This window comes from Swingsia samuiensis (genome assembly GCF_006542355.1).
In the GTDB taxonomy this organism is placed as follows: Bacteria; Pseudomonadota; Alphaproteobacteria; order Acetobacterales; family Acetobacteraceae; genus Gluconobacter; species Gluconobacter samuiensis.
The window spans coordinates 1,029,628-1,052,500 of sequence record NZ_CP038141.1 but is presented as its reverse complement, the minus strand read 5'-3'; the positions used below and the strand labels follow the sequence as shown (position 1 = coordinate 1,052,500).

At 43.9% G+C, this 22,873-nt stretch carries 22 protein-coding genes and 1 tRNA gene (1 of these 23 cut by a window edge); 8 read left to right on the top strand and 15 right to left on the bottom strand.

The genetic code is table 11. From position 1 onward, the window contains the following. Together E3D00_RS04870 and E3D00_RS04865 are read right to left on the bottom strand one after the other, a co-directional pair. Nucleotides 1-47: the 5' portion of a DUF192 domain-containing protein gene (locus tag E3D00_RS04870; RefSeq protein WP_181442002.1), read on the bottom strand. The gene continues 448 nt to the left of window position 1, outside the view; 47 of the gene's 495 nt are visible here — the first part of the coding sequence; it begins with the start codon at nt 45-47; the stop codon falls past the left edge of the window. 14 nt (nt 48-61) lie between these two features. Then, nucleotides 62-715: an MBL fold metallo-hydrolase gene (locus E3D00_RS04865; RefSeq protein WP_141460454.1), complete on the bottom strand. Its 654-nt coding sequence runs from the start codon at nt 713-715 to the stop codon at nt 62-64. A gap of 138 nt (nt 716-853) precedes the next feature. Between E3D00_RS04865 and E3D00_RS04860 the strand changes: the two genes are divergently transcribed. Continuing rightward, entirely contained in the window at nt 854-1,204 is a 351-nt protein-coding gene (locus E3D00_RS04860; protein WP_141460452.1) for a RidA family protein, read from the top strand. Nucleotides 1,205-1,376: 172 nt separating this feature from the next. Beyond that, nucleotides 1,377-2,084, top strand: a complete 708-nt coding sequence (locus E3D00_RS04855; RefSeq protein ID WP_141460451.1) for a CHAP domain-containing protein — start codon at nt 1,377-1,379, stop codon at nt 2,082-2,084. Between the two features lie 58 nt (nt 2,085-2,142). Here E3D00_RS04855 and E3D00_RS04850 read toward each other — a convergent pair whose 3' ends face one another. The 10 genes from E3D00_RS04850 to rfaD all read right to left on the bottom strand — a co-directional run bounded on the left by E3D00_RS04850 (nt 2,143) and on the right by rfaD (nt 10,122). After that, nucleotides 2,143-2,601 (bottom strand): 23S rRNA (pseudouridine(1915)-N(3))-methyltransferase RlmH, encoded by a 459-nt coding sequence (locus tag E3D00_RS04850; RefSeq protein ID WP_141460449.1) that lies wholly within the window; start codon nt 2,599-2,601, stop codon nt 2,143-2,145. A gap of 9 nt (nt 2,602-2,610) precedes the next feature. Beyond that, a complete protein-coding gene (gene rsfS, locus E3D00_RS04845; RefSeq protein WP_141460447.1) occupies nt 2,611-3,066 on the bottom strand; it encodes a ribosome silencing factor in 456 nt (151 codons plus the stop codon). Nucleotides 3,067-3,135: 69 nt separating this feature from the next. Further along, nucleotides 3,136-3,741, bottom strand: a complete 606-nt coding sequence (locus E3D00_RS04840) for a nicotinate-nucleotide adenylyltransferase (RefSeq protein WP_408909355.1) — start codon at nt 3,739-3,741, stop codon at nt 3,136-3,138. Between the two features lie 38 nt (nt 3,742-3,779). After that, nucleotides 3,780-5,063 (bottom strand): glutamate-5-semialdehyde dehydrogenase, encoded by a 1,284-nt coding sequence (locus E3D00_RS04835; protein WP_408909365.1) that lies wholly within the window; start codon nt 5,061-5,063, stop codon nt 3,780-3,782. Continuing rightward, a complete protein-coding gene (gene ychF, locus E3D00_RS04830; RefSeq protein ID WP_141460443.1) occupies nt 5,029-6,123 on the bottom strand; it encodes a redox-regulated ATPase YchF in 1,095 nt (364 codons plus the stop codon). Before ychF ends, E3D00_RS04835 begins: the two co-directional genes overlap by 35 nt. A 102-nt stretch (nt 6,124-6,225) precedes the next feature. Continuing rightward, nucleotides 6,226-6,795: an aminoacyl-tRNA hydrolase gene (gene pth, locus E3D00_RS04825; protein WP_141460441.1), complete on the bottom strand. Its 570-nt coding sequence runs from the start codon at nt 6,793-6,795 to the stop codon at nt 6,226-6,228. 3 nt (nt 6,796-6,798) lie between these two features. Beyond that, nucleotides 6,799-7,452, bottom strand: a complete 654-nt coding sequence (locus E3D00_RS04820) for a 50S ribosomal protein L25/general stress protein Ctc (RefSeq protein ID WP_141460439.1) — start codon at nt 7,450-7,452, stop codon at nt 6,799-6,801. Nucleotides 7,453-7,560: 108 nt separating this feature from the next. Beyond that, nucleotides 7,561-8,328: a peptidoglycan editing factor PgeF gene (gene pgeF / locus E3D00_RS04815; RefSeq protein WP_141460437.1), complete on the bottom strand. Its 768-nt coding sequence runs from the start codon at nt 8,326-8,328 to the stop codon at nt 7,561-7,563. Continuing rightward, nucleotides 8,321-9,130 (bottom strand): prolipoprotein diacylglyceryl transferase, encoded by an 810-nt coding sequence (lgt, locus tag E3D00_RS04810; RefSeq protein WP_141462377.1) that lies wholly within the window; start codon nt 9,128-9,130, stop codon nt 8,321-8,323. Before lgt ends, pgeF begins: the two co-directional genes overlap by 8 nt. 11 nt (nt 9,131-9,141) lie before the next feature. Then, nucleotides 9,142-10,122, bottom strand: a complete 981-nt coding sequence (rfaD, locus tag E3D00_RS04805) for an ADP-glyceromanno-heptose 6-epimerase (RefSeq protein ID WP_141460435.1) — start codon at nt 10,120-10,122, stop codon at nt 9,142-9,144. A gap of 86 nt (nt 10,123-10,208) precedes the next feature. On the opposite strand from rfaD, the gene E3D00_RS04800 reads away from it, so the two are divergent. From E3D00_RS04800 to E3D00_RS04780, 5 genes are all read left to right on the top strand, one after another. Continuing rightward, nucleotides 10,209-10,496, top strand: a complete 288-nt coding sequence (locus tag E3D00_RS04800) for an accessory factor UbiK family protein (RefSeq protein WP_141460433.1) — start codon at nt 10,209-10,211, stop codon at nt 10,494-10,496. 74 nt (nt 10,497-10,570) lie between these two features. Beyond that, nucleotides 10,571-11,350, top strand: coding sequence for a pyrroline-5-carboxylate reductase (proC, locus tag E3D00_RS04795; protein WP_246091518.1), 780 nt, complete (start codon nt 10,571-10,573; stop codon nt 11,348-11,350). A 63-nt stretch (nt 11,351-11,413) separates the two neighbouring features. Continuing rightward, complete coding sequence (locus E3D00_RS04790; protein ID WP_246091503.1) at nt 11,414-12,106, top strand: TetR family transcriptional regulator; 693 nt, start codon at nt 11,414-11,416, stop codon at nt 12,104-12,106. A 72-nt stretch (nt 12,107-12,178) separates the two neighbouring features. After that, nucleotides 12,179-12,253 (top strand) — tRNA-Gln (locus E3D00_RS04785). Between the two features lie 45 nt (nt 12,254-12,298). After that, nucleotides 12,299-13,198, top strand: a complete 900-nt coding sequence (locus E3D00_RS04780; RefSeq protein WP_141460429.1) for a rhamnan synthesis F family protein — start codon at nt 12,299-12,301, stop codon at nt 13,196-13,198. Here the strand turns inward: E3D00_RS04780 and E3D00_RS04775 are convergent. Continuing rightward, nucleotides 13,195-15,915, bottom strand: coding sequence for a glycosyltransferase (locus E3D00_RS04775; RefSeq protein WP_141460427.1), 2,721 nt, complete (start codon nt 15,913-15,915; stop codon nt 13,195-13,197). The two genes, E3D00_RS04780 and E3D00_RS04775, sit on opposite strands and share 4 nt — an antisense overlap. 97 nt (nt 15,916-16,012) lie before the next feature. Then, nucleotides 16,013-17,431 (bottom strand): calcium-binding protein, encoded by a 1,419-nt coding sequence (locus E3D00_RS04770; RefSeq protein ID WP_141460425.1) that lies wholly within the window; start codon nt 17,429-17,431, stop codon nt 16,013-16,015. A gap of 1,073 nt (nt 17,432-18,504) precedes the next feature. Here E3D00_RS04770 and E3D00_RS04765 point away from each other — a divergent pair. Beyond that, entirely contained in the window at nt 18,505-20,739 is a 2,235-nt protein-coding gene (locus E3D00_RS04765) for a glycosyltransferase (protein WP_246091502.1), read from the top strand. A 56-nt stretch (nt 20,740-20,795) separates the two neighbouring features. On the opposite strand, the gene E3D00_RS04760 is transcribed toward E3D00_RS04765, so the two are convergent. Next, nucleotides 20,796-22,817, bottom strand: coding sequence for an NAD(+) synthase (locus E3D00_RS04760; protein ID WP_141460423.1), 2,022 nt, complete (start codon nt 22,815-22,817; stop codon nt 20,796-20,798). Between the last annotated feature and the right edge of the window lie 56 nt (nt 22,818-22,873).

The window sequence follows — 22,873 nt, the reverse complement described above, 5'->3', positions numbered from 1 at the left end:
GCTATGCATAGAATCGCTTTCCCAAAGGAATATTTTTTGAAATTCATATTCTCTTCCTCGCTTAATACCGCGCTAAAATCGGATTATTTTTTCTTTCTTCACCAATCGTTGTTGGCAAACCATGTCCACACAAAACAATCGTTTCATCCGGTAAGTTCATTAGATTTTTTTTGATCCCTGAAATAAGGGCGTCAAAATCACCATACGGAAAATCTGTTCGCCCTACTGTTCCTCGAAAAAGAGTATCTCCAACAATAGCTCTTCCGTTCGCTTCATCTATAAAAACAACATGGCCAGGAGTGTGCCCGGGCACATGGCGCACTTCAAAACGATATCCCAACAAATCTAACTCTTCACCATCTGTCAAAAAACGATCAGGAATTATATCTTGCAGCCCCATCAACCCTAAAGCGTTTCCTTGAGCAGAAATAGCTTTCAACAAGAAAAGATCTTTCTCGTCAGGCCCCCACACTTCTACTTTACGACCTTGCTTTTTTGTAAGCTTTTCAGAAAGTTCAGCAGCCCCGCCAGCATGATCAAAATGACCATGCGTTAAAAGGATCATATCCACCGTCATTCCATCAAGTTGAGAAATAATGGTGTCTACATCTCCACCGGGGTCGACCACCACAGCATGGTCTTCAGAATTGAAAATAATGGTACAGTTTTGTCGCAAAGGTGTTACGGGAACTCTCTTTATATTTAATCCACTCATATCGTTTCCCCTGTCTTATCCTTTATGCGATACCTTGCGTTTTTTATACTGACAAGACATTTGACTATTTGACTGCGAGCACAAATCATCTCATTCTGATATTCTTATTCATTATAGTATTAAACTAATGGAGTTAACGTGAGCCATATCATTCGCACCGAACCCAATGCTATTTTGTCAAAAGCTGTCGAATATCATGGCTTCATCTTTACTCAAGGCGTAACGGCAGAAGACCTATCTCAGCCGATCGATCAGCAAGTAAAAAGTGTCCTAAAACAGCTTGATGTAATTCTGGAAGAACACGGAACAGACAACACCCGAATTCTTCAAGCACAAATTTGGTTAAAAAATATTAAAGACAGAGAAGCCCTTAATACGCTATGGTCTGCATGGATCCCACAAGGCCAATCTCCTGCTCGAGCATGCGTACAAGCTGAAATGGCCGATCCAAATATGCTTGTAGAAATTATGCTTGTGACGACCAAATAACAAAAAGACCAAATTAGGCAGAAAAAAGGCAAAATGCGCTCTAAAAAAAGATTTTTGCTTGAAACAAAAAATTAACCTTTAGATGTGCATTCTGCTCTTGCCAGACCAGCTATAACATTGCTAGCTGCGTTCATCCTATTAAGACACACCTGAATCTAGGATTAAAAATATCGTGCCGAATAGTAGTTATAGAAAATCCTTTTTTGCTACCTTGATACTATCTTTGGTTGTGTTTTTCTCATCCTCAGCTCAAGCACGGCATTTCCGGGGTTCTCATAACCACCGCTCTTCAAAACATGCACACCGTTTTTTCGGTGGTTTTCGTCATCGGTCTTTTTCTTATGCTCGGGTTCTTCAGTGCGTCGCTTTTGCAAAACAAGAATCCAACGTTATTCTCCATGGGAATGCACGCGACTGGTGGTATAACGCTGCTGGCGTTTATGCTCGCGGATCTGCTCCTGAAGTAGGGTCTGTTCTTAATTTTAGAGGAATTCGCCGCATGCCTCTTGGGCATGTTGCTATTGTTCGGTCTGTTGCCAATAGCCGTACTATTTACATTGATCAGTCCCATTGGGCTTCTAACGGCATTTCTCGTAATGTCCGTGTTATTGATGTTTCGCCGAATAATGATTGGAGTGCCGTACGTGTTGCACTTAATAATAGTGGTGGCAGCCGCTTAGGAAGCATCTATCCAACCTATGGCTTCATCTATGCGCGTGGTGATGATGGAAGAAACCCTTCGCATGTCGTTATTGCACGCTCGCATGCTACACGGTTTAGACATCATGCCGTATTGCCTTCTTTCAACACATCTGAAGTTGCAGAAGCTCCAGATGACAATACATTCCCTGTTGACGCTCCAAACCGCTCCATTCGTTAAAACTTAATAAGTTATTACGATATAAAAAAAGGCCTTTTGAAAGGCCTTTTTTTATATCTCAATCCGGTCTTGTTTCTTTATGATACGGATGATTTAAATTAATAGCTTGTGCTCGAAAGATCTGTTCTGCCAACATAACTCGAACCAACATATGTGGCCACGTCATAACTCCAAAAGAAATAACTCTATCAGCTCGCTCTAAAACTATTTTGTCTAAGCCTTCTGCTCCGCCAATAATGAAACAAATTGGACGTCCACTTTCTTGCCAGCCTCTTATATTTTCAGCAAACTGAACGCTACCAACACTTTTCCCGCCTTCATCAAGCACCACAACAATGGCATTGTCCGGACAGTGCTCAAGTAACGAAAGTGCATCTCTGCGCTTCTGCTCATAAACAGAGCCCTTGCTCGGGCTAATTTCTACAACAGAGAGGCTAGGTCGAAGGCGCTTAGAATACCGCTCAAAAAGTTCTTTTTCTGGCCCGGATTTTAAGCGTCCTATCGCAATCAGTTTCATCTTTACTTATTATTTCTCTACTTCTCCTATAGCAATTTCCTCTGCTTCCTCCACATCCAAATCATCGCCCCACATCTTCTCAAGTCCATAAAGCTCGCGGCTCTCTGGCTTAAATAAATGAACAACGACATCCCCAGCGTCTAAGAGAACCCAATCGCTTCCGTTATCACCTTCGATAAGAAGATGCTTAAAGCCTGCTTCTGCCAGTTTTTTCTCAATATGATGTGCCATTGCAGCAATCTGACGGTCCACAAGACCCGTCGCTATGACCATACGATCTGCAAAATTAGCTCTTCCGATCAAATCCAATACACGAATATCTTCAGCTTTATCTTCTTCTAAACTATCAATAATAACACTAACCATTTTCTCCAAAACATCTGTAGGAACAGGCTTGCGAGATGTTTTGCTTGTCTTTGGGCCTGCTATAATTGTTTTTTTTCTTGGTGTTTTAACCGTTGTCATTGATTCTTCTTTCTCGATTTAGAACTCTAATATGAGATATTTAACCATCTCATTTCAATAAATTATCCTCTACCGCCTAGGTGGAGGAATTCTTTTCCTCTCGCTCCCTTCAAAACAAAAGCCTCCTGCCTCTCTTATTTGAGTGGAGGATATCTTCATTTGAGGAGAAACGAGAAATGTCCATGCTGGCGGCTTCTGACGAGCAAGAATGTAAGCTTCTCTTGATGGTCTATAATATTTCTTCAAGGCTGAAGCCGCTGCACTATGCAACGCTGGTATCACATTCTCTGGCCGAGGAAAAACAGCAATGGGAATAAGACGAACTATCTTTCGCCAATGTTTCCATCGGGTAAAATTAGCTAAACCATCCGCGCCCATCAACCAAACAAACTCAACATTAGGAAAGCGCCTGATTAATTCTGCTATTGTTTTAACGGTAAAACGCTGTCTCAAACGATATTCTATATCCGTCGCAACAATACGTTTCCCATCTGCAATTTTTTCTGCACTCTCCAAGCGCTGAAAAAACGGAGCCATGTTTTTTTTAGACTTTAATGGATTCCCAGGAGAAACCATAAGCCAAACCTGATTAAGCCTTAAAAAACGTAATGCCTCTTGCGCAATATGCAAATGACCGCTGTGGGCAGGATTAAAAGACCCCCCAAGCAAACCCACACGTGTTCGCCGTTTGTCACCATATGTTGGAATAGTACTCAGCCGCGCACCTGTCCTGTACCCCTAACCTCATAACGATAACATGTCAGTTGTTCTAAGCCAACAGGCCCTCTTGCATGCATACGCCCTGTTGCAATTCCTATTTCTGCTCCAAAACCGAACTCACCTCCATCACAAAATTGCGTCGATGCATTCCAGAGCACAACGGCACTGTCTGTATTTTTCAAAAACAAATCCGCAATCTGCTCATCTTCCGCAATAATTGCTTCTGTATGTCCAGACCCGTGGACGGCGATATGACGCAATGCTTCCTCAACGTTATCAACCACAACGACTGATAAAATGGCATCAAGCCATTCCGTATCAAAATCTTTCTGAGATGCCTTAGGAAGGATTGGCAGAATCTGACGTGCTCGCTCATCTGCACGGAATGTACACCCTCTTTGTTCCAAATCCTCAATAATAAGGGGAAGCAAAGACGGAGCAATTTCAGCATCAATTAATAACGTTTCTGTTGCACCACATACCCCAGTACGGCGCATTTTTGCATCCAAGATGACTTTGCGTGCCATGTCTGGCCTAGCACTTTTGTGGATATAGGTATGATTCAACCCCTCCGCGTGTGCTAAAACAGGGACGCGCGCTTCCCGTTGTACACGTTCAACTAGAGACTTCCCTCCGCGGGGTATAATTAAATCTATTCCCCCAGAAGCCAGAAGCATCTCACCAACAAAAGCACGGTCAGCCGATGGAATCATTTGAATAACAGCTGGGTCCAAATTCGTTTCACGGATCCCTTGGGTTAAAGCTGTTTGAATCGCTTGCGCTGAATTTATTCCCTCGGCACCACCACGTAAAATCACTGCATTGCCAGACTTGATGCATAAACCAGCAGCATCCGCACCGACATTGGGTCGGCTTTCATAAATCATTCCAATAACGCCAAGGGAAACTGACACCCGCCGGAACACTAGTCCATTAGGCTGCTTCCACTCCGCCAAAATACGGTTCAATGGATCGGATAATAACGCAATATCCTCCAACCCTTTTGCCATTTGCTCAAGACGCTCAGGCGTTATGGTAAGACGGTCACGAAAAGAAGCTGTTCTTTCCTCTGATAAAGCCTCAAGGTCTTTTCGATTCGCCTCAATAATTTTTATACTATTCAACCTCAAAGCACGCGCCATGGCTTTCAAAGCCGCATTGCGTTCTTTTTCATCAGAACGCGCTAAGCTTTGTGCCGCAACTCGCGCCTTATCCGTAAGGCTTTTTAATTCTTCGCGTGGCTCAGACATTAAACCGGAACAACAAGACATCGCCATCTTGGACGACATATTCCTTGCCTTCTATTCTTAACTTCCCTGCGTCTTTCGCGCCGGCTTCACCACGATACGTAATATAATCATCAAAAGCGACTGTTTCACATGCAATAAAGCCGCGTTCAAAGTCATTATGAATAACAGCAGCGGCTTTAGGCGCTTTGGTTCCTGCTGTAATGGTCCATGCTCTGGCTTCTTTCGGGCCTACGGTAAAGTAAGTTCTTAAACCCAACAGCTGATACCCGGCCGCAATTACACGGTCTAACCCACTATTCGTTAGCCCAAGCCCTTCAAGAAACTCTTCCCGATCTTCTTGTGGTAACTGGCTAACTTCTGCTTCAATCGCCGCAGAAACAACAACAATTCCTGCCCCTTCGGCCTCTGCTCTTTTACGAACCGCTTCAGAATGCGCATTTCCTGTCGATGCTGATGCTTCTTCAACATTGCATACATACAAAACAGGTTTCGTTGTTAACAGCTGAAGGCGTTCAGCCTCTTTTTCCTGACCTGCTGGCACGCCGGTTCGCGCAGGTTTTCCATCACGCAAAACAGCAAGCAAAGGCTCCATCAACTCAAGCTGTGCTTGCGCCTCACGGTCATTTCCACGTGCCCGTTTTTGTAAATTAACTTGCCGCTTCTCAAGACTTTCCAAATCAGCGAGCATTAATTCGGTTTCAATAATATCAGCATCCCGAACAGGGTCGACGCCGCCTTCAACGTGCGTGATATCATCATCTTCAAAACAGCGCAGGACGTGAATAATCGCATCTACTTCTCGGATATTCGCCAAGAACTGATTGCCTAACCCCTCGCCTTTTGAAGCGCCACGCACTAGGCCTGCAATATCAACAAACTCTAAGCTGGTAGGAACTGTGCGTTCTGACTTTCCAATCTCACTGAGCTTATCGAGGCGAGGATCAGGAACAGCTACACGCCCCGTATTCGGTTCGATCGTACAAAATGGGTAGTTTGCGGCTTGAGCCGCTGCCGTCTCCGTTAGAGCATTGAACAGCGTGGACTTACCAACATTCGGCAAACCAACGATGCCACAATTAAAACCCATTATGCTCTCCATTTCTCAGCTGAGGCCGATCAGCCTGATATTCAAAAACGATGTTATTCTATTTAAACAAAAGAATTCAGACGTGAAGTGATTATCCACCATTCACGTCAATAATAAAGCCACCTTTGTCATAAAGGCTTCATGCTCCCCTTTCGCTAACAAGGGAGAAGCATCAGCCAGAGCTTCTAACCAGCGCTCAAGGAAAACTGCTTCCTCTTTCGAAAAATTACCGAGCACGTGCCCATGAACTCTGTCTTTATGACCAGGATGGCCAATCCCCATTCGTACACGCCAATATTCTGGCGTAGCCAAGCAACGATCCATCGAACGCAAACCGTTATGTCCAGCCGCGCCACCACCTCGTTTTATACGAATTTTTCCGAATGCTAAATCAAGCTCATCATGGAAAGAGACTATATCTTCCATGCCAATTTTAAAAAATTGTGCTGCTTGTTGAACACTGTCTCCAGACAGATTCATATATGTCATTGGTTTGAGGAGCAGAATTTTCTGCCCCCCTAAAACACCTTCAGAGGTTTCCCCCTTAAAGCGCTTCCGCCATGGAGAAAAGCCATGACGCTTGGCAATTTCATCAACTGCCATAAAACCAATGTTATGCCTATGTCGACTCATCCCGGGCTCGGGATTGCCGAGTCCGGTCCAGAGCTTCATAAGTTATTTCTTTTCTTCTTTATCTTTATTCTCTTCGCCTTCTTCACCATCTTCGCCTTCTTCTGGCTCTTCTTCAATGGTTGGTGGAGCGATAGAAGCAATCACGATATCCGCATCTTCTTCTGCTTGATTTCCCAGCAGCTCAACATGCTCTGTTCCAGACAGATCTGCCCAACGAATAGTATCGTGAATATCAAGTCCGGTAAGATCTGCAACAAAGTGCTCAGGAATGTTGGATGGATCTGCTTCAACTTCTACAGCATGCTGTACAATGTTAAGCACGCCACCGCGTTTGATACCAGGAGCTGCATCTTCACCTTCGAAGACAACAGAAACCTGAACGTGAACTTTTTCACCAGCAGAAACACGTTGGAAGTCAATGTGAAGCGGTGCATCTGACACTGGGTGGAACTGAACATCGCGGATCAGAACAGAAGCTCTGTCTCCACCTTCAATTTTCAGATTATATACGCGAGAAGCCCAACCACCGCGATGAAACTCTTTAATGATCAAACGAGGGTCAATCGCGATGATGGCTGGTTCTTTTTTGCCACCATAAATGACTGCGGGGACTAGACCCTCACGTCTCGTAGCGCGCGCTGCCCCCTTACCAGCCTTCGCGCGCTTAGAGACTTTAAGTGATGTTAATTTTGCCACTTTTACGCTCCTGCGTATTAAAAAATTACAACCACACAAACCTCCAGGGGTGTCTGTGCTGCTTGCGAATTAGCCGAAAAGTTAGCAAAATACAATATTAATTCAGTTTCACCCTCTCGGTCTTATAGCCGAAATCTGGTGTCCTATATTTCCGCCTCCTGCAAGGGTTCGACGCCTATGGCTAAAAAATCTTTGGTCATGCAAGGTATCAACAGAAAGTACATCAATCTGATGTGCTCCTGCATTTTTCAACCGCGCAGCACAATACCCTGCTAAATCAAATAAATAATGCCCCTTTTTATCTGTTTTAGTGAAAAACCTCTCTCCATCGAAAGGAGCCGCTAACACCGTATTACGCATATCCTCTGCGACTTCATAACTGGAAGAACCAATGCAAGGACCAATAGCCGCAACAATATTTTGCGCACCAAGTTGATGCATTTTTGAAATTGTAGCCTCTAAAACCCCACCCACAGCCCCTCGCCACCCTGCGTGAGCTGCTCCAACGATTCGGCCATCATCAGAGCGTAATAAAATTGGTCCACAGTCAGCCGTTATTACACTTACCCCAACATCTGGACGATTAGTGACCAGCGCATCTCCTTCTTGGCCTTTCCCTAAAGGCCACAGATCCGTTTGGGAGGTTATAGCAACAACGATATTACTATGCGTTTGCTTTAACCCCATTAAATGGGTCGGTTCTATCTGTAAGGATTGAGCAACACGTGCACGATTTTCGACAATATTATCCCATTCGTCCTGAGACGAAAAAGAACAGTTCAAGCTGTCATACGGTGCTGGCGAAACACCCCCACGTCTCGTGAAAAAACCGTGTGGCATTGGAAGCAATGCACTTTTTAATACATCTTCAGACACTCATATTTTCCTGTATCGGTGAGGATTTGAGGGCATAAAACATCAATCCCATCCCGGCTAATGCCATTGGAATGCACAGAATTTGCCCCATCGTGACGCCTCCCGCCAAGAAACCAATATTGGCATCCGGCTGACGAAAAAACTCGCAAAAGCTTCGTGCCAAGGCATAACCAAACAAAAATAACCCCGATAAAAATCCAGCATGTTCACGGATTTTTATACGGCTCGAAGCAATCATCATCACACAAAAAAGCAATAAGCCTTCTGTAAGAGCCTCATACAACTGAGACGGATGCCTTGGAACCGGCCCCCCGGTGGGAAATACCATAGCCCATGGGAGATCAGGTGAAGCGGGGCGCCCCCATAACTCTCCATTTATAAAATTCGCGCATCGACCCAATCCCAACCCGATGGGGACAACCGGTACAATACGGTCTGAAAAGGATAGGAAATTAATTCGATTCTTCCACGAGAAAAAAGCTAAAGCGAGAATGACGCCCAGCGCTCCACCATGGAAGGACATCCCTCCTTCCCATGTTTTAAAAATATCAATGGGATGCGCTAAATAATCCATTGGGCGATAAAATAAGACATATCCTAGCCTCCCGCCCAATAGCACACCAAGAATCGCATAAAACAGAAAGTCATCAACTTGTTCTGTCGTTGCAACAGCCGGTGCTAAACGGCAAAGCCTCTTCGCTATTGGCAAGGCAATAATAAAAGAAACCATATAAGCCAAAGCATACCACCGGATTGCAAAGGGCCCGATGTGAAATGCGACCGGGCTAATATCCGGAAACATGAGTGGGTGTGTCAAAGATTAGGCTCCGGTTTCATTAAATATTCCCGTACATATTGATGAATACCATCTTCGAGAGAGGTAAATGAATTTTCATACCCGGCGTCTCTCAACCGTTGCATATTTGCGCATGTATATGACTGATATTGCCCCTTTAACTTCTCAGGCATATCAACAAACTCAACAGCTCGTTCACGCTGTGCCGCATCACACACGGCATATGCCAAATCCAAGTAGCTCCGGGCGACACCTGTCCCACAGTTAAACAGCCCACTGACTTTAGGATGGTCAAAGAGCCACATCATCACATCAACGACATCTCCGACCCAGATAAAGTCCCGCATTTGCTGACCGTCTGGAATACTCGGCACATCGGATCGGAATAACTTTGGTGCAAAGCCTTTTTGAAGGTCATCATACTTAACCTTCACAACCGATATCATTGAGCCTTTATGATACTCATTCGGGCCATAAACATTAAAAAACTTCAGTCCAGCCCACTGGGGAGGTGCTGCATTGCCTGACTGCAGTTCACGCTTAACCCACACATCAAATGATTGCTTTGACCAGCCATATAAATTTAAAGGTTTAAGATGAGAAATGTTGTCGACACCGTCTAAAAACATCTCAGGTTTATCCGCTGCCCCATAGGTAGCCGCCGATGAGGCATAGATCATCGGAACATGGTGTCGTGCACACCAACGCCACAGAAATTGGGAAAGTGTGACATTCGAATGCCAAACAAGGTCCCCATCTCGGGCCGTCGTTGAACTGATTGCACCCATATGGAATACAGCCTGAATCTCTGGAGCGTCCTCAAGAAACTCAGGCAATTCTTCTGGAGATACAATCCGATCAGGGGCGTGAGATAAAAGATTGCGCCATTTTACCCCCTCCCGCAAACGATCCACAATAACAGTTCTCAAACCGCGGCGACGCAAGGCGGCATGAAGACACGATCCAATAAATCCGGCTCCACCGGTGACGATAATCATTCTTCCTGTATAATCCGCCTAGAAAAATGATCCAAGCAGGATCGTACTATGTTATGTTGTCTTAATTATTTTTAAGGAGATTTCACATGGCTGACAGGCCACGGTTTTTTGATGACATTGCTGGATTAGCTGGAAACGCTTTCTCTGCATTTGCTGGTGCTCGAGAAGAGGTCCATTCTATCGTACGCACACGTGTTGACGAAATATTGAACTCACTTGACCTTGTTCGCCGCGATGAATTTGAAGCGGTTCTTGAAATGGCAGCCCGCGCTCGTGCATCTCAGGAAGAAGCAGAATCCCGCCTCAATAGCCTCGAATCGCGTCTGAAAGACTTAGAAGGTTCTACGGGCTCCAAACAACATCATTCTTCTTAATATCTGAAACCATTTGGAGACACAGAACCTTGGCTTCTTCTCATCCTTCTATTCTTCTCGTCGGTAGCGGTAAAATGGGTGGCGCAATGCTTGATGGATGGCTTGCATCCAAAACACCGCCCAAAATCTTCGTAATGGATCGGCATAAAGCGAACGATGATGCACGTTTCTCTGTTGTAAAAACAGCGGAAGAAATTCCATCATCTTTTACACCTGACATCATCGTGCTTGCGGTTAAACCTGCTGCAGCAGAAACAGCCATTACATCATTGGTAAAAGCACTTGGTAGCAGAGCTTCTTCTTGTGCTATTCTTTCCGTTCTTGCTGGAAAAACCTGTCTTTCTTTAGCTGAAATGGCTAAAAATGCGGGACAAGCTATGCCTGTTTTGCGTGCTATGCCAAACACCCCTACCTCTGTTGGTGCGGGAATGAGTGGTTTCTTTGCCTCACCCGAAGCTTCTAAGACACAAGCGCAAATCTGCCATGATCTTATGCTTGCCATTGGTGAAGTTGTAACTGTGGACAAAGAAGAAGACCTTGCGACCGTGACGGGTATATCAGGCTCTGGGCCAGCCTACGTTTTCCTTCTTGCAGAATTACTTGAAAAAGCAGCGGTTAAATATGGCCTTCCGGCGGATTCTGCACGCCGCTTAGCACGGGCAACCATCTACGGCGCTGGCCGCATGCTACAGACCCTGCCCGAAGATGCTGAAACTCTTCGCAAAAATGTGACCAGCCCGAATGGAACAACAGCAGCCGCATTGAGCGTTCTTATGGAAGAAAATGCTTGGCCAAAGAATGTTCCTGAGGCTGTTCAAGCTGCCCGTAAAAGATCTGATGAACTCGCGAGTTAACTGATTAAGACAACCAACACCAAAACAATCTCTAGAACCATGGTTCAATGCTAGGAGATCGGCATGTCCGTACAGCATCAATCTGCTATGAATGAAAACAACGTTTTCTCAGAAGATACTGCAGATTTAGATAAAGACGCTTTTGATATTGCGCTTTTACAAGCCGCTATGAATCTTGCAAGTTTAGAAGGCTGGCATCATTTTTCAATGGTTGAAGCTGCAAAAGAAGCGGGCTTGCCTATCGATGCTGTGCGGTCTCGCTACCCTCTTAAGTCCCTTTTATTGCTTAGACTTGGAAAAATGGCGGACGAAAGTGCTTTGCGGGATGAAGGACAAGGAAGTTCTCTACGAGAGCACTTGTTTGACTTAATCATGCGCCGCTTTGATCTCTTCCAAGAATATCGTGAAGGTATTCGTTCTGTTTTACACACCCTCCCACGCGATCCTGCTTTAACAGCATTCCTTGCCGGAGCCACTCTCGATTCGATGCGGTGGATTGCCGATGCGGCTGGAATTGATTGTTCAGGCTTAGGGGGAATCTGCCGAATCAATGGTCTTGCCGCCATATGGGGAACGGCTTTGCGTGCATGGGAAAAAGACGAAAGCCAAGACCTTGGAATAACCATGGCCGCACTTGAAAAGTCTTTAGAAAAAGCAGAGCGTTATGGGGTTTTAAAGCCATCCTCTCGTCGCAAAATGCAAGACGCCATAAGCCATACCGGCACGCCAAATCATAATTTAGAGCTTGAATCGTAGATATGGGGTTTACTAATCCCCCCATTTCAGATTAAAAGCCCAACACACCCTCTCCACGAGAGAGGGAAAAATTGGGGTGTAGCCAAGTGGTAAGGCAGCGGATTTTGATTCCGCCATGCGGAGGTTCGAATCCTCCCACCCCAGCCACCATTCCCCAAATATTTTCTTTCATCATTTTTAGATGTTCTGACTATGGCTAATCGTGTTTGCTTATTCGCTTACCATAGTAACGACCTTCTTCTTGCGCCCCATACACGGCACTTGCTTCAACAAATATCCTCTTGTGGGTATGAGTTACATATCGCTCTTTCGGGCATTCTACCCCATGAAAATGATAAACTAAATTCTTTACACAAGAGCTTCCTAAGTGCTTCTACCCCTATACATGCTCAATTGTACCCTCGCGCTAACCAAGGGTTGGACTTTGGCGCTTGGCGCGATCTCCTACAGTTGAATATCGCGTCTCAAGCTGAAGAAATTCTTTTTGCAAATGACAGCGTGTTCGGTCCTCTTACGCCTTTAAAACCAATCGTAGATCGTATGAGTGCCCTTAACCCGCATGTGTGGGGGATGGTTCGCTCAGAAGCCATTACCCAGCATTTACAATCTTGGTTTCTTGTTATGAAACGAGAGGCATTATTTCATCCTAAAATACAAGCAGTATTCCAACAGCCTTTTCATTCTATGAGCAAAGATGAAATTGTTTTGCATGGAGAGCTTGGCTTAGGTTTAGCGATGCAAGCCGCCAATTTTGATCTAACCGCGTCTTGGGCGAGCAACAGAGGGTTAGCACGCCTTCTATCCCTAAACCCCATGCATACGGACTGGACGACAGTTCTTCACTCCGGGAAAGCTCCTTTTATTAAAACAGAGCTTCTACGCGATAACCCAAGTGGAATTGCCTCAACACGTTTTTGGAAAAAAGAAATCCCTGACACTGCCTTCTTCAACCCTCTTTGGATTGAAGAGTACCTCCTTAAAAACCCACCCCGGGCCGTTAAAAAGAAAGCAGGCTTTCGTGCCCGATGCGTACAGGCCTTAGCGAGTGAAGACCGCCTTGCTTCTCTTTTCCATTTATTCTTTAAGCACTAATTGTCTCTAACAACTTTTCTTAAATGCTCTTCCAACTCTGCTGCTTGCGTTTCATAAGAAGCGAGATCTGCCTTAAGAGGATTAACATAATCCGACAAAAACTCTGGGTGTTGAAGAATATCTTCCATAGCCTGAGCTAAAAAGGACGGATCTCCACTCAACGGAATATGCGTTCCATTAATCCCATGAATCACATCTTCTGACTGCCCCCCAGGAGAGGTTGTAATAACCCATACATCCCGTGCCAGCGCCTCTCTTACCGTTAAACCGTAACTTTCTTTCCATTGAGAGGGAAACAACAACACATCTATCTGGTCAAAAAAATCATCTAATCCATTTTGATTAAATGCTGGTATAATTTCCAACGTTCCACGGACATTCCAAATATCTGGAAATATAGACTGAAATCCTAGATTAATTTTATTATCTACTAAGATCAGTTTCCAATCACTTCTCGATAAACTCTCGACACATTCCTTTAATAGTTCATACCCTTTAACAACTTCCGTCCCTCCAACAAAACCAAAACGAACGGGGGCACCGGCTATTCTTTTCTTCCGAGGACGACTAGGCCACTGAAAACCATTGCGATTAACCACTATACGTTCAGGTTCAACACCATTTGCTAAGTATAGCTGCCGATGCGCTTCTGATGGACTCAAAAGTAAGGCTGCCCCTTTTAAGGCATAGTGCATCATACTTTGACGATCTTCTAAATATGATGCTCTTTGCTGGCAAAACTGGCAGGTTTTAAGATCTATCTTCGTCTGAAAACAATAACGACCATTTTCCTGAACCATAAATTGACGATCACACAACCACCATGCGTCATGTAGCGTCAATACATAAGGAATTCCACGCTCTTGGCACATACGCAACATAGAAACGCCTAATCCTTGCGCTGCATGAACATGCACAACATCGGGTTGATAAGCGTCAAGCCATGTTGCAAATTGCTCTGCAATGTAAGGATTATCTAATGACCCTATTTTATTATATTCATCTAGAATAGGAACAGCAAAAACATCTATCCCATTAAATGAGTACCGAACATTACTTGTGAATTTATCGTCTGTTTTTCCTTTCGATGTAAAAACACTGACATCTATGTCACGTTTTTTTAACTGATACGCCATTTCTTCTGCAACAATCGTTGCACCACCAAAAGAACGCGGAGCAAAATAAATATTCGCGAGTAATACTTTAATTTTTTCTCGATCTGATTTTTGAGGTAATCCAAAAATCTTCTGGCCTTCTGTATGGGCCATTCTTGTTAAATTATAATAAGACGTAACATCTTTCCAAGCCTGCTCAGCCAATCGTCTTCTTAATTGGTTATCACGCGCCAACTTTAAAAAAGCATTTTTCCAATCATCAGGAGTTTCTGCAAAGAAACCATTTTCTCCATCTCTAAGAATAACTTTAAATGCATCTCGTGGGGAGCAAATTGACGCTACTTTTAATATAGACGCCTCTAAATATTTAATATTACTCTTACATGCATTGAATGTTGTACTCTCTAAAGGCGCTATAGCAATATCTGTTTGAGAAATTGTTTTAAGATAGTCTTTAAATGTTAGCTCTTGAATATACTTAACGCGCTTCCCAAATTTTTTAAATTTTTCAGAAAGGTTAAGCTGCCCAATCACACAAAGGCATAATCTTTTCTCTTCCTCCATCGCAGAGAAAAGACCTTTTTCGGCCTGTTTAAAGTCTATATCATGCGTATTTGTGCCCGAACCGTAAGAAACCCATATTTCCTCTTTATCTATATGTTCAGACGGCAGAAATTCCTCCACGAGGTGACATGTTTCATCGTCTAAGGCATTTTCTAATACAAAAACATTTTGTAAGCCTGCTTTCTTCATTTCATCAGCAAGAGCCCTTGTAGAGGCAAGCCCTCGTCCACAAGCAAGCATGCAACGCCGAAATAACGCTACACCTGACAAAATAAGATCACGTTCTTCAACTGATAGAGTATCAATATTTCCGTTTTGTCGATATTCTTCTGCATCAAAGATTAAATCATCAACTTCCCAAATAGGATCTAGTTGTAGGCGATGCGCTTCTTCAACCAGTCTGATAACATCATCAAAACCTGGAACACGATAAAAAATAACATGCTTACAAACTTGCAGCGCAGACTTTGCCAACGCAATATCTCGCCAATCTACAACTTTAACGTTCCATCCTAAATTTTGAAGTAGTTCTTTCTTTTGCCATACTCGATACTTTGCACACTGCCGCAAAGATAATTCTGCAATAATTAATATCTGGTTTGATAGTGTGTTCTTAGATTCTTTTGGGACATTTTCAGTATATATTTTTACATTCTGAGATGATTGTTTTCCTATCAGCCTTTTTTTCTTAACAAAAATTTTTCCCGCTAAGCTAACTCTCTTCCAGACACGTAGAAAGAAAACTTTTTTTCCTTCTTTCGTAATAATCTCTTTCGTTCGATGGGAAATATAACCGATAGGACGGCCTGATGGTAAACGACCGAATGAGAAAGCACGGATCACCCGTAATGGATACGTGACTTTCCACGAAAGCGATGTTTCCAGTTCTAATAATCTTTTTTCAAGTTTTTCATTTTCATTTTGTAAATCAGAAATTTGCAAAACATTTAAACGAGACGACGTCCGATAGCTTTCCAGCAAAGAGCGATAGTTTTCTTCAGATGAAGGCTCCACATTCTTTTTTGATGAAAAAAACATTTTACTCGCTCAATACCGTTTTATTTATCAGCTTTATAAAGCATAAAAAAAGCCGGGCAATAAGCCCGGCTTTCTTCTAACACAACAGAACTAAATATTAGCTCAATGTGAAGTTCTTAGTTGATAGCTGTGTTACACCAACAAATGTAATCTTTGAACCATCATCCAATGCGATTGTTGAGTTACCACCAGCAACCGTTGCATGACTTAGAACATTCTGCAGACCACCGTTGTTTTGAAGGCCATATTGATACAGAGCCATCAAGTTACCTGCTGCACTACCAAAGTCTTGGATGGTGTACTCGCTACCAGCATGACCTTTCGTAATAGCAAATAGGTTAGAGTCGCCAGAACCACCCTGAAGAGTAGACTTACCTGTTCCACCAACCAACGTATCAGAAGCAGTACCACCGATAATTGTTGTATCCCCTGTGCCTGCAAACGCGTGCAAAGTACCATGGGAAGATGCTGCAGAAATATATTCATCTCCATCGTTGCCGACGAAGAGATTTTCTTGACCATCTGTATTCGTAGCATCAAACGTTAGGTGCAGACCGCTTGCACCGAACATCGTTGCCTGACCAGCAGTGATCGCTGTATTGCCAGTACCATTCAAGAACTGCAGGCTACCTGCAACACTTAGGTTATTGCTATCACCGCGAACCTGCTGCATATCTCCTGCAGCAGAAATGGTATCGCTTTGACCACCGAAAACAGTACCTGTGCCACCGTTGATCGAGTAGTTACTTGAGCTTCCACCCGTGATAAAGCTGTTTGTGCCAACCGTAACTTGGTTATGATCTGCAGCATCAAAAACAGTTGCGTTTTCACGTATATTAACAAGAGAACTACCGCCAAGAAGGGTAACAGTATCCCTACTACCGGCTACACCTGTAACTGTGTCCTGACCTTCGGAAAGAACAATATTTCGTCCTTGTCCAAGATAGATTGCGTTATTACCAGTACCACCTGCAATCGTGTTGTTGCCGTTTGTACCGTTAATAGTATCGTTTCCAGAACCTGTAGCAATATTCCAGCTACCTGTTAGGCCCTTACCATTAAATACGTTGTCACCAACACCGCCAACAAATTTACCATTCTGGTTGTTCGCGATATTAACTGTAACGCCATCCCAGTCACCTGCAAGAATGTTGATGCTCTTAGCAGTGTCGCCAGATGTGTTAATGGTTGCAGCACCTCTTAGGGTGTCTTGAGGGTTAACATTCCCTCTCTTAGGACCATATGGTGAATCCAGTGGGCCATAGCTACCAGCTGCGATGTAGGCCACATCACCATTAATGTTGTAGCTTCCGCCCTGAGTAATGATCCCTTGCGCAACACCTGTTGGCGAAGAAATGCTATTGTTACTACCAGGAACCAAGTCGTAGCTTGTTAGGCGTGACTTCGCTGCCGTTACTGCAGATGAATATTGCTTAGCCAGAGCTTCTGCTTGAGCTCCGTCTACCGTTACTGCCAAAATATGGCCAGAGGCGCCAACCACTGTAGTGACTGCCATTACTTTGCACTCCCAAATTAAGGTTGCCTCGCACTGGCGGCCTTCAGACCACCCAAATGATCGAGTATTGATTCTCTACTATACTAAATGAAAAGAAAAGAAAATCAATTAACTTTTCATATCTTTAATAGCCAAGAAAATCAATCACTTCATCTTTTGAGTAGATAAAAACCTTTTGCAAGTGTGAGTATCTCTAAACTCCATACTAACGAACAAACTGGAGCTTTCCCAAAAAAGAGCACCTCTTAAATGTCAGCAACGTTTGAGTCGTTCGTGGATTGTACTTAGACACAATTTGATAACGAACCAAACTTAAAAATGTTGTTATTTTTCTAAAAATATACTTTTTTTTAGAAAAATGTTAGGCTTCTCCATCTTCTCCAAGGGGTTAATTTTCTAACGTGACGAACATCGAATCGCCAAATTCTTTTATACAAAAACAACTCATTGCCGATTTGGCCCTCTGCCTCTCAGACAAACCAGAAAAAATATATACCTCTAAGGACGAGGCTCTTGCCTCTCACTATGTTCGTTTAATAGTCTGGCTTGCTTCTATTTATTATAATCATAATAAAGAAAACTATATCCCTGTTTATACCTCGAAAAAAATATATTTATTAATATCTGATAAATTAAATGACTTACAAAAAAATATTAATCACAAATTTAAAATTATACTAAGCCGTACATTCGAGAGTAAAGATCACCCTTCGCCATTTCTAATATGCCACCAAAGTGAAGACGTCTCTTTTGCGAGATCCGACATTCCTTCTCTGGTTTTGAATTACTCTGACGAAGCCCCAATCTTCAATCCAAATATTTTAGCACTTTCACATAAAGTTTTTTTCAGCTGCCCCGAAGGCAATACCCTATCATTTTTAACATCCCCGCTTCTTTCTCTGCATCAGTTTAAATATGACCTGACTCAAATCACAGAAAGCGACCTAAATAACAAAATAAACCGAGCGAAACTCTTTCAAATTGAAAAAAAGAACTCTCAACTTCAAGAAAAAAACCACATTAATTCTCTCGTAAACTATGAGAATTCAAAAAAAATATCGATCAACAATGAATTGTATAACCAAAACATTAAAAATATTACTCACCTAAACAAAACAATTTCTGATTTTCGGGAAGAATATACCACACTTAAACAGTTTTTATTAACCCCTACTCCACGTTGGAAGCGTATTCTCAAATCTTTCAAAGCTCCTTTCATCCCTCATTTACCCACCCCTCCTGAAAATATTGAACTTCTTCAATCACAAACGTCTCACAAAGCCTCTGGGAATCCTGAGTATTTTTCGCAAAAAAACACAAAGAATATTCTCTTTATCTCCGGAGAGCCCAACACACCTGGCGTAGAATATCGTTGTGTCCGCAATGCTGCGGCCGCTCAGAATGCAGGGTTTAATACTCAAATCAAAGCCTGTGCCGATGTCGGATTTGATGACATTGCTTGGGCTGATGTCATGTTTTTATGGCGCGTCGAGTATAGCGGCCATGTAAGCACCATTTTAGATCTGGCTCGTCAGCAAAACACCCGAACAATCTTCGATACGGATGATATTGTCTTCGTCCCACATTACGCTCGGATAGATCTGATTGATGGTATTCGTTCAATTGGCGCCACCGAAAGTCGTATCGAGCGTTCGTTTGCTGACATGCGCCGCACCCTTCTACAATGCGACCAAGGCTCTACCACCACATCTGAGCTTATGCTGGCTATGCATGAGCTTCAGCCCGTGGTTCACTTACTCCCGAACACGTATAGTTCGGATGTCTTAAAAAAATCCCGGCTAGGCTTTCGTCTTAAAAAACAATTGGATGACACAACGGACCAACCCCTTGTTCTGATTGGTTACGCCACAGGTTCACGCACTCACCAAAAAGATTTCTCCATCGCATGCTCCGCTCTCGTGAGCGTTTTAAAAAAATGCCCTCACGCACGAGTGGTCCTCTTCCGGGAAAAAGATAATAAAAAGCCTGTCCTACTCATAGAAGAGTTTCCACAACTTCAGGATGTAATATCTCAAATAGAATGGCGCGATATGGTTCCTCTAAACGAACTCGCCCATGAATTCGCACGGTTTGATATCTCTATCGCTCCCGTTGAAGTTGGTAATGTTTTTTGTGAAGCCAAAAGCGAAATTAAATTCCTAGAAGCATCACTTGCAGGAAGCACATCCATTGTTTCCCCTACAGGCCCTTTCTCCCGCGTCATTAAACATGGCGAAACGGGCTTCTTCGCTCAAACATCTGAAGAATGGGAAAATGCTCTTCTCTTTCTAATCGATCATCCGAAAGAGCGAAAAATCATGGCACGAAACGCTTACTATAGCGTTCTGTGGCCCTTTAGTCCGGAAGCGCAGGCCCAGCGCATGCATCTTGCTCTTTCTTCTTTTGATGGAAGTATTCAAGCCGCCCAAGCAGGAGAAACTCTTCTAGCACGACAGAATCTATCTTCACGCTCCCTGCCTGACATCCCTGATAGTGAAACCATTTACTATCATGATAATCTAAATACATCAGACGTTACTGTCGTCATCACATCCTATAATTATGAACCGTACCTATTGGATGCCCTTCAATCCGTCTTTGAACAAACTCTTCAAAACTTGGATTTAATTGTTGTCGATGACGGCTCTCATGACCAATCGATTTCTCTTCTCAAAACGTGGATGGGAAGAAACACACACCGCTTCAATCGTTTAATCTTAAAAAGATCGATACAAAATGCTGGATTAGGTGGCGCGCGTAATATTGGAGTTGATGCGGCTGAAACTCCTTACATCATGCAACTCGATGCTGATAACAAGCTACGCCCCTCTGCCTGTGAAGAGCTTCTCCAATCAATGACCTTCGGCATAGCTTACGCCTACCCCCTTATTCAACGCTTCAATGAAGACGGGCTAGTACAACCTGAGCATGACCCAGACGTACAAAAACCCCCAGAGGCACAAGCGCTCTTAGGAGATCTTCCCTACCACCCACTCTCTTTAATTTCAGGAAACCGTATTGATGCTATGGCTATGATTGCCAAGTGGGCCTGGGCTGCTGCTGGTGGATATTATGTTTCACGTGAAGCAATGGGCTGGGAAGATTTCGATTTATGGTGCTCTCTCGCAGAGCTTGGTCTTCCCGGAAAACATGTTCCAAGCATTCTAGCCGACTATCGACAACACGAATCTTCCATGACCAATGCCTCCACGGAGCGCGCACTCCACAAAGCGCGTGTTGTTGAGTTTGTTCAAAACCGTCACCCTTGGATCAATCTCACCGCAAAAGCAGCACAACCTCGCCATTAATATAACCGAGCCTCCAGAACTCTTCTGGAGGCTTTTTCTAAGGTTAGTGTTCTACTTTAAACTCCCGGAACATTATCCTCTAAATCTTTTATCCAAATATGAGCATTTCCATCCGAGGGAGCACGCCAATCTCCTCGCGGTGATAAAGACCCTCCAGCCACCACTTTGGGCCCATTAGGCATAGCCGAACGCTTAAACTGGCTCGTTGCAAAAAACCGATGCAAAAACACCCGCAACCAATGTCCTATTTCAGGTAATGTATATGCTATTTTCTTATCTTCAGGATAATGGGCCGGCCAATGTCCCTGCCGCTCATCATTCCAAGCATGATACGCCAAAAAGGCAACACGAGAGGGGGTGAAACCATATCTTAAAACATAAAACAAATTAAAGTCCTGCAAAGCATACGGACCAATAATCTGCTCCGTGCTTTGGATGCCACTTCCCGTGTCTGGCACTAACTCAGGCGATATTTCTGCACTAACAATTTTATCTAAAACCTGCGCCGTCTGGCTACTCACACCGCCCTTTTTAGATATCCACCGAATAACGTGCTGGATCAATGTTTTTGGCATGCCTGCATTCACATTGTAATGTGACATCTGATCGCCGACGCCATATGTACACCACCCCAAGGCCAACTCTGACAAATCCCCTGTGCCGACAACAATCCCATTATGAAAATTTGCCAGCCTGAAAAGAAAATCCGTCCTTAACCCCGCTTGAACGTTCTCAAAGGTAATGTCGTGCACAGGCTCTCCATGCGCAAACGGATGGCCTATCCCCTCCAACATCACACCTGCCGCAGGTTTTATATCCAATTCATGTGCTTCTATTCCTAAGGATTTCATCAAATCATAGGCTAGATTTTTGCTCTTCTGCCCCGTTGCGAAGCCGGGCATCGTATAAGCCAGAACCCTATCACGCGGCCAACCAAGTTCATCCGCGGCTCGAACAGCCACAAGTAACGCTAACGTACTATCGAGGCCGCCAGAAACACCGATCACCATACGCTGAGTATGACTTGCTATTAAACGCCTTCTCAAAGCGCTGACTTGGATAGTCCACGCCTCATAGCAGTCTCGTGCCAGTTTTTCTTCATTTGTTGGCACAAAAGGAAAACGCGCAATATTACGTTTTAATCCCAAATCTTGAAGAGGAGGGTCTAATTTAAACTCAATCGTTCTATAAGCCTCGGTCCCTTGTCCGAATTGCCCAGTTCTTAAACGATCTTGCCTCAGTAAAGACAGGTCAACATCTGCGATAATGAGGCGTTTGCCATCAGGAAAACGGTCAGATTGCGCCAGCAGCTGACCAGCCTCGTGAATTGAGGTTTGTCCATCCCATGCAAGATCAGTCGTGGATTCACCTTCGCCTGCGGCAGCATACACATAAGCTGATAATGTCCGCATCGACTGAGACTGGCAAAGTAACGACCGGTCATCCGTGCGGCCAATCGTCACGGGAGAAGCCGATAAATTTAAGATGACCGTTGCCCCTGCGGGAGCCAGCTTACTACTGGGAGGGCATGCAACCCACAAATCCTCACAAATCTCAACGCCGATCGTTAAATCTGGATAATCGTGTGCCTGAAAAAGCAAATCTGTTCCAAACGGAATATTTTCACCATAAAGCTTAATATATCCCGTCGTATCTTGACCTGACGAAAACTGCCGCGGTTCATAAAACTCTCGATAACGCGGTAAAAACGTCTTGGGCACCACTCCAAGTATACGCCCCCGATGTATAATGACGGCACAATTATAAAGTAAGTTATTCCGGTATAATGGAAGACCGAGAGCAACCACACTCATTATTTCTGTTGTGGCATCTCTTACTTTCTTCAAGGCCTCCAAGGAGCTTTCGAGCAAGACATCCTGAAACCTTATATCATCCAAAGTATAACCCGTTAAACCCAGCTCTGGAAAAGCAACGGCTGCAACACCCTCGTTATGACATTCTTCTAATACGCTAATAATAGAATCTGCATTTTTGTAAGGATCTGCCAAAACGACAGGTAATGTACAGGCAGCAATTCGAGAGAATCCCTGATGATATAAGGAAAAAAAATTGCTCATTGTAATGACCTAGCCCCTCTCTCAAGAACACATCGCTTAAAGAAATATTCTTTGTG